The organism is Nonomuraea sp. NPDC003754, from assembly GCF_053605785.1.
Window position 1 is genome coordinate 24,790 of the sequence record NZ_JBSGJX010000063.1, and the last position, 7,162, is coordinate 31,951.

Sequence of the window (7,162 nt, forward strand, 5' to 3'; positions counted from 1 at the left end):
AGCTCCACCCCATTCCGGACATAATCCCCAGGTGGACGGACGGGGAGCGGCGCGGGCGCGCGTCATCGCGTGGAGTGTCGCGGCCGTGTCCGTGCCGATGGTGGTGGTGGGGTTCCTGATGGCGCTGCGGCTGCCCGCCGGATGGCAGCTGTCCGTTCCCGCCACCCCCGACCACGCGGCCGGCATCACCTTCCCCCTCGTCGGCGCCTTCCTGGTGGCGCGGCGGCCACGCCTGATCGTGGGCTGGCTGATGATCGCGGGCGGCTTCCTGGCCGGCGCGAGCGTCCTGGCCGCGACGCTGATGTTCCACGCGGCGAGCATCGGGGCGATGGACACGGCGGGCCTGCTCCGCATCGCCTACACCTTCGTGTGGGCGTTCGGCGGCGGCACCCTCGCCGTCCTGGTCCCGCTGCTCTCGCCGGACGGCAGGCTGCCCTCGCCGCGATGGCGGGCGCACGTGGTGGCGAGCACGATCGTGTTCACCACGCTCGCCCTCCTGCTGGTCGTCCGCCCCAAGCCCCCGCCCGGGTACGACCGGCCCGCGGTCATCCCGAACCCGCTGAAGATCGAGGCGCTCGCACCGGTCCACGCCCAGCTCTACGTGGCGGTCTACGTCGCGATGGAGGTGTGCGTCGTCCTGGCCATGCTCTCGCTGGTCATGCGCTTCCACAGGGGCGACCCCGCCACCCGCCGCCAGATCGCCTGGCCCCTCGTCACCTTCGCGATCTACGTCGTGTTCCTGCTGCTCGGCGACGACTACTGGGCGCCCGCCGTCTTCTGGACCGGCCTGATCCCCGTCGCGATGATGGCGTCGGTGCTGCGCTACCGGCTGTTCGGCATCGACACGGTCATCAGCCGCGCCTTCGTGGCCGCCGGCCTGATCGCCGCCGTCAGCGGCGTCTACTTCGGCGTGGGCGCCATCTCGAGCCTGCTCGTCGCCGGATACGACCAGGTCGCCGGGCTCGCCGCCGCCCTGTTCGCCGGCGCGTTCTTCCAGCCCATGCGCCGCGCCCTCCAGCGGGCGGTGGACCGGCTGATGTACGGCCCGGTGGGCGACCCCCGCCTGCTGGCCGAGCGGCTCACCCAGGAGGTCAGCCGCGCCGACCCGGCCGAGGCGCTCGGCGTGGTGGTCGAGGTCGTGCGGGACGGCCTGGCGGTGGACGGCGCGGCCGTCCGCGTCACCGGCGGCCTGTCGGTCGAGAGCGGCGACATCGGCCCCGAGCCCCGCGAGATCTCCCTGGTCTGGCACGGCGAACCCGTCGGGAACCTGCTCATCGGCCGCCCCGGCGCGCGCAGGTTCGCCGCCGCGCACGACGAGCGGGTCATCGCCACGCTGCTGCCGTACGTCGCCGACGTGGCCCACGCCACGCGCATGGCCGCCGACCTGCAACGTTCCAGGGAGCGCATCCTGGCCGCCCGCGAGGAGGAACGCCGCAGGCTGCGCCGCGACCTGCACGACGGTCTCGGGCAGACGCTCGGCGCGATGGCCATGACGATCAACATCGCCCGCCTCAGCATCAAGCGCGCCCCCAGCACCGCCGACGACCTGCTCAAGGACCTCCACAGCGGCATGGAGGCCGTCACGGGCGACATCCGCACCCTCGTGTACGGCCTGCGCCCGCCGGCGCTCGACGACCTCGGGCTGGCGCGGGCCGTACAGGAACTGGCGGAGGCGACGCTGGCCGGCACCGCCGAGAGCGGAACGGCGGTCGAGCTGGTCGTCGACGGTGAGCTCGGCGACCTGCCCGCCGCCGTCGAGGTGGCCGCCTACCGGATCGCCCAGGAGGCGGTGACGAACGTGCGGCGGCACGCGCGGGCCGCCCACGTCAGGATCGCGCTGGTCCGCGACGCCGCGCAGCTCAGGATCAGTGTCGAGGACGACGGCGTGGGCCTGCCGGCGGACGGCCGCGCGGGCGTCGGCACGTCCTCGATGCGCGAGCGCGCGGCGGAGCTCGGCGGCTCCTGCGCCGTCACCGCGCGGCCGGGTGGCGGCACCCTGGTGGCGGCCCGCCTGCCGACCGCGGCCCTGGTCGCCGAGCCGGGACGCGACCGCGCGGCGCCGGGATGGGTCACGTCCAACAGGGAGTGATTTTCCGGATCTGGTCACTAAAGTGACTGCTGTGCATGAGGGGGAGCAGTTACGACCGGGACCCTATGGTCCGCCGCCGGGGCATGGGCCCGATCACCCGCCACCGGGGCACGGTCCCTACCAGCAGTCGCCAGCGGGGCAGGGGATGCACCGGCCGCCGCCCCTGGGCCCGCAACACCCCGGCCCGCCGCATCCGGGGCCGCAGCACGCGGCGCCTCCGCAGCCGGGGCCGCAGCATCCCGGGTCGCAGTACCCGGCGTCTCCGCAGGTGGGGACGCCGCTGTATGAGCAACCGCCGTACCCGGCGCCCTCGCAGCCGGGGCCGCCGCATCCCAGGCCGCAGCACCCGGCGCCGCCGCATGTGAGGGCGCCGCAGTATGGGCAAGCCCCGCACGGGGGCTCGTCCTTTTCTGCCCCGGACCCGTCGCGACCGGCCCGCCGGGCCTGGCTGACTCCCGTCCTGGCGGGGGTCGTGCTCGTGGCCGTCCTGGCGGCCGGAGCCGTCGTGGTCCTGACCCGCCCCTGGGGCCGGGCGGATGGCGCCCCGGCCACCGGGGAACCGCGCGCCGGCCGTACGGCCCACGCCTCCCCCCGCGAGAACCCCGAGCTGACCGGCAAGGTCGCACGGACGGCGGCCGCCGTGATCACCGAGCGCACCGGCCACGCGGGGTCGTTCGGCTCGTGGATCGCGGGCGACCTGTTCGTCCGCACGGACGCCACGGGCGTGATCGCCCGCGCCGCCGCCACCGGTGAGCCGCGCTGGACCGCCATCGTCATGCGCGTCGGAACACATGAGGACCCGCTCCAGCCGTACCGACTGAAGCTCGCCGACGGGTCGGGCGGGGCGATGGGGCCCGCCTAATCCCGCGGCCTCATCGTGCTGGCCCGCACGGCGCTGTTCAGGTTCGGCGGGAAGCGGCTGTTCCTGGTGTCGGAGATCCACACCATGGTGCCGCCCGTCGCCCTGGGCTGACCCGGCCACGACCCCCTGACCACCCCGCGCCGCCGTCCGGACCGGCCCCGTCCGACCGGCCCCGGGTCCGCGTCGCGCCAGTTGGACGGCCCCAGGCTCAGTTCCGCGTCGCGCTTGTCCTGGCCGGCCCCGGGCCCGCGCCCGCGTCGCGCTTGTCCTGACCGGCCCCGTCCGACCGGCCTCGGGCTCAGGCGCGCGCCGCGACTGGCCGGGGCCGTCTCGCGCGGTGGGCCACGCCGGTCTCAGGGGCATGCCGATCTCAACGGTGTGCCGCGGCGGTCCAGGCCGGGGCCGTCGGCGGTGGGGTGCGGCGCGGGAAGGGTCAGGCGGCGGGGATGTCCATCACCAGCAGCGGTGTCGTGGTCGGCGCGGCCGAGCCGCCCGCGGGTTCGACGGTCAGCCCCACCGAGGTGGCGCCCTTCACCGGTACGGCCAGCGCCGGCGCCGTGTAGCCGCTGTCGTCGGGCCGCAGCAGCCCGGCCGGATGCGCCTGTCCGGGCGACAGCTGCCAGAGCTGGTAGGTCTTGTCCTCGGGCAGCGGCGCCAGCCCCGAGGCCAGGAACACCATCCGGCCCGCCGACCGGGACAGGACGACGGTGCCGGCCACACCCTGCCCCTCCGCGGCGTTGACCCGGCGGGCGTCCGGAGCTGCGAGCACCGCCTCCACCTGCCTGGCGGTCGTCCGCATCTGGTCCAGCTCGGTTCTGGCCTGGTAGGCCAGCGCGCCCAGCGCGACGGCGGCGGCCACCCCGGCGGCGGCGACGACCTTCGCGACACGCGCGCCCGTCCGTTCCCTGACGAACCTGTGACGCGACCCCGGCCGCTCCACGACCGGCGGCAGCTGCCTGACCTGTCCGATCTCGGCCATGACGCGGCTCTTCAGCTCGGGCGGCGGCGTGGCGGCCGTGGCCTGACCGAGCCTGGCGGTCGTCTCGGCCAGGCCCCGCACCTCGTGCGCGCAGTCGGCGCAGCCGTCCAGGTGCGCCTCGAAGCGTCTGCGCTCCAGCTCGTCGTCGATGGCGTCCAGCGCGTAGGCGCCGGCCAGCATGTGCACGTCCTGCCCGCCGTTCATCGCTCCACTCCCAGGCAATCGCGCAGCCGGATGAGGCCGTCGCGCATGCGGGCCTTGACGGTGCCGAGCGGCACCTTGAGCAGTTCGGCGACCTCACGATAGGAGTATCCGCCGAAATAGGCGATCGTCACCGATTCGCGTTGCAGCTCGGTCAGCCCCGACAGACATCGGCGCAGCCGTTCCCGCTCCAGGTTGTTCTCCACCGACTCGGCCACCTCGTCGAAGGGCCGGTGGACGTCCATGCGCGCCACCCGGTCCTCCCGCTCGGTGACGGCGGTGGCCGAGCGCACCCTGTCGATCGCGCGGCGATGGGCGATCGTCATGATCCAGGCCATGGCCGAACCCCGGGCGGGTTCGTACCGGGCGGCGTTGCGCCACACCTCCACCAGCACCTCCTGGGCGACCTCCTCGCTCTGCGCGCGATCACGCAGGACGCGCACCACCATGCCGAAGACCCGTGCCGCCACCAGCTCGTACACCTGCTCGAAGGCGGCGCGATCGCCGCGGGCCACCCGGCTCAGCAACTCCTCGAGGCCGGGACTTCGGCCGCCACCCGAGCGGTCCCGGTCCGGCCGCGACTCAGGCTCCGATCGCATGTGCTCTCCCGTCGCCATCCGCATACCGGTCATTCGGAGCCGCTCGGCTCGTGGACGGGTGCGGCCTGGTTGGTGGCCCGCGCCCATCACGCTCCAGCGAGCGCATGCGGCTGTCAATGCCATGTCTGCCGATGCCACCTCTGTCGCCCAGTCTGCAGGTCCTCGTTTGTCGATGCCGTGTCTGTCGGCGCCGCGTGCGCCGCGTCTGTCGGCGCCGCATCTGTCGGCGTCGCATCTGTTGGCGTCGCGTCTGTCGATGCCGCGTCTGTTGGCGTCGCGTCTGTTGATGCCGCGTCTCTTGATGCCGTGTCAACCGGGGTGTCCTTCCGTGTTCGGGGCGCCGGTCCGGGGTGTCAGATGACGCCGCCGAGGCTGCGCACCGTCAGGCCCAGGCCGAGCACGACCACCAGCAGCGCAGTACCCCCGGGGGCGAGGGCCGACAGCCGCGCCGGCAGGGCACGGCCCGCCCGCGCGAGGCGGTCGAGGCGGGCGGCCAGCGTGACGAGGAGCAGGCCGGCGGCGGTGAGGGTGGCGGCCATGCCGACCCCGTAGGCGAGGACGAGGGCGACGCCGAACCAGGTACGGCCCAGCGCGATCGCGCCCAGCAGCACGACCAGGGCGGACGGACTCGGGACCAGGCCGCCCGCGACACCCAGCCCGATCAGCCCACGCCGCCCGGGAGACGGCGGGACCGGAGCCTTCCGGACCGCCGGGTGGGTCGCATCCTCCAGCCGGGTCATCCCTTCCTGGCCGATTGCTCCTTCTTCCCGGATCGCCTCGTTCGCGGGGATCGTCTGGTCGAGAAGGGCGGTCCCTCGTGGGCTGGTCCCGTCTCCCGGGAGGAGCGTCCGTTGCGGGCTATGCCCGTGGCCGTCCCCGTGCCCGTGCCCGTGGCCGTCCCCGTGCCCGTGGCCGTGGCCGTGGCCGTCCCCGTGCCCGTGGCCGTGGCCGTGGCCGTGGCCGTGGCCGTGGCCGTGGCCGTGGCCGTGGCCGTGCCCGTCCCCGTGCCCGTCCCCGTGCCCGTCCCCGTGCCCGTGCCCGTGCCGGTGCCCGTGCCCATGTCCGTCCCCGTGCCGGTGCCCGTGTTCGTGCCCGTGCCGGTGCCCGTGTTCGTGGCCGTGGCCGTGGAAGGGTGTCGGAGGCGTGCCTGTGCGGAACGATCGCCAGGCGGATCGGGCCAGCCCGGCGCCGATGGCGGTGATCAGCAGGCCGCCGGCCGTACCCAGCCAGGACAGGACCGACTCGCCCGCCAGCCCCGAGAAGACCGTCAGCAGCAACCCCACCGCCAGCACCCCCGCGGTGTGCGTCACGGTCACCGTCGCCCCGACGACGAACGCGTCCTGCGGCCGTCCCCTGCGGCCCGCCAGGTAGGCGGCCATGACGGTCTTCCCGTGGCCGGGGATCAGCGCGTGCCCCGCCCCGAGGACGGCGGCCAGGAGCACCGCGAGGATGCCGAGCGGCACCGTGAGCGAGGTCGCGCCGACCAGTCCGGTGAAGGTGCGGTCGAGCGCGGCCAGCGCGTCGCCGATCGGGCCGCCGGCGGGCAGGACGCCGGGCAGCGCCGGTGCGGCCGCCGGTCCCGCTCCCGCGCTTCGGACGACGGTCAGTGCGGCCGTGCGCTGGTCGAGCGGGCTGGACAGCAGGTCGTCGGGGTAGCGGCGCAGCTCCTGGCTGACGCTGGTGGCGGGCACCGTCGAGCGGGCCAGCCGTACGCCCTCGGCCACGGCGGTGATCTCACGCCAGCCGATGCGGTCGGTGAGGAACCCGTTGGCGAACCCGATGGTTCCCGGCTCGCCGTCCGCCCGCAGCCGGCAGGTGAGGCGGCTGGTGGGCAGGCCGCCCTGACCGGGCGTGTAACCGAGGTCGGCCGTGTCGACGCGCCACGGCCTGGCCGTGCCGTTGACGGTGAGCCGCTGGGCCGTGGCCAGCGCGGCGCACTCGGCCGCGGCGTGCGCGGCCCGTTCCGGTGCGGACACGCGGCCGTCGCCGTCGGTGTCCACCGACGGCCGGGCCTGCAGGGTCGGCAGCTCGGCGCGGTCCACGATAGCGAGGTTCTCGATCCGGTCGGGCAGGACCCTCAGGCCGTCGTAGTGGTTGACCGTGAAGTTCCCGAGCGGATGCGCGGTCTGCGTGATCCTGACGTTTCCCGTGGTCGCGGCGGTGGCGGGTAGGGGGGCCGCCGCCATCAGCGCGGTCGCGATCGCGAGAGACTCCGTCGCCCTGCGGTACGGCCGGCCGTTCACGAGAACCTCGCCAGGGCGGGAAGCTCGGCCACGAACCTGGGGTTGGCCGCCTCGGCCCTGGCCGTGCTGCGGGTGGCGGCCGCGGTGTCGCCGAGGGCGCGCTCGATGGCCGCCCGGTGCCTGAGCACGAGGGTCGACGAGCCGTTGGTGCTGACCGGCGGGGGGCCCGACAACTCCACGCTGACGATC

At 74.8% G+C, this 7,162-nt stretch carries 6 protein-coding genes; 2 read left to right on the forward strand and 4 right to left on the reverse strand.

Features of this window, described 5'->3' with window-relative positions:
- Positions 1-31 precede the first annotated feature (31 nt).
- Both ACWEVS_RS42780 and ACWEVS_RS42785 read left to right on the forward strand, forming a co-directional pair.
- A complete protein-coding gene (locus ACWEVS_RS42780; protein ID WP_452556635.1) occupies positions 32-2,089 on the forward strand; it encodes a sensor histidine kinase in 2,058 nt (685 codons plus the stop codon).
- Between the two features lie 478 nt (positions 2,090-2,567).
- Positions 2,568-2,951 carry a hypothetical protein gene (locus ACWEVS_RS42785; protein WP_452556637.1) on the forward strand — a complete coding sequence of 128 codons (384 nt, stop codon included), beginning with the start codon at positions 2,568-2,570 and terminating at the stop codon, positions 2,949-2,951.
- A 433-nt stretch (positions 2,952-3,384) separates the two neighbouring features.
- Here the strand turns inward: ACWEVS_RS42785 and ACWEVS_RS42790 are convergent, their stop codons facing one another.
- From ACWEVS_RS42790 to ACWEVS_RS42805, 4 genes are all read right to left on the reverse strand, one after another.
- Complete coding sequence (locus tag ACWEVS_RS42790) at positions 3,385-4,134, reverse strand: anti-sigma factor (RefSeq protein WP_452556639.1); 750 nt, start codon at positions 4,132-4,134, stop codon at positions 3,385-3,387.
- Complete coding sequence (gene sigK / locus ACWEVS_RS42795; RefSeq protein ID WP_449918735.1) at positions 4,131-4,730, reverse strand: ECF RNA polymerase sigma factor SigK; 600 nt, start codon at positions 4,728-4,730, stop codon at positions 4,131-4,133. The genes ACWEVS_RS42790 and sigK overlap by 4 nt, the downstream gene beginning before the upstream one ends.
- 353 nt (positions 4,731-5,083) lie before the next feature.
- Entirely contained in the window at positions 5,084-6,973 is a 1,890-nt protein-coding gene (locus ACWEVS_RS42800; RefSeq protein WP_452556641.1) for a High-affinity nickel-transporter, read from the reverse strand.
- On the reverse strand, positions 6,970-7,162 hold a 193-nt coding region (locus tag ACWEVS_RS42805; RefSeq protein ID WP_452556643.1), incomplete at its 5' end, for a hypothetical protein. The genes ACWEVS_RS42805 and ACWEVS_RS42800, both read right to left, overlap by 4 nt.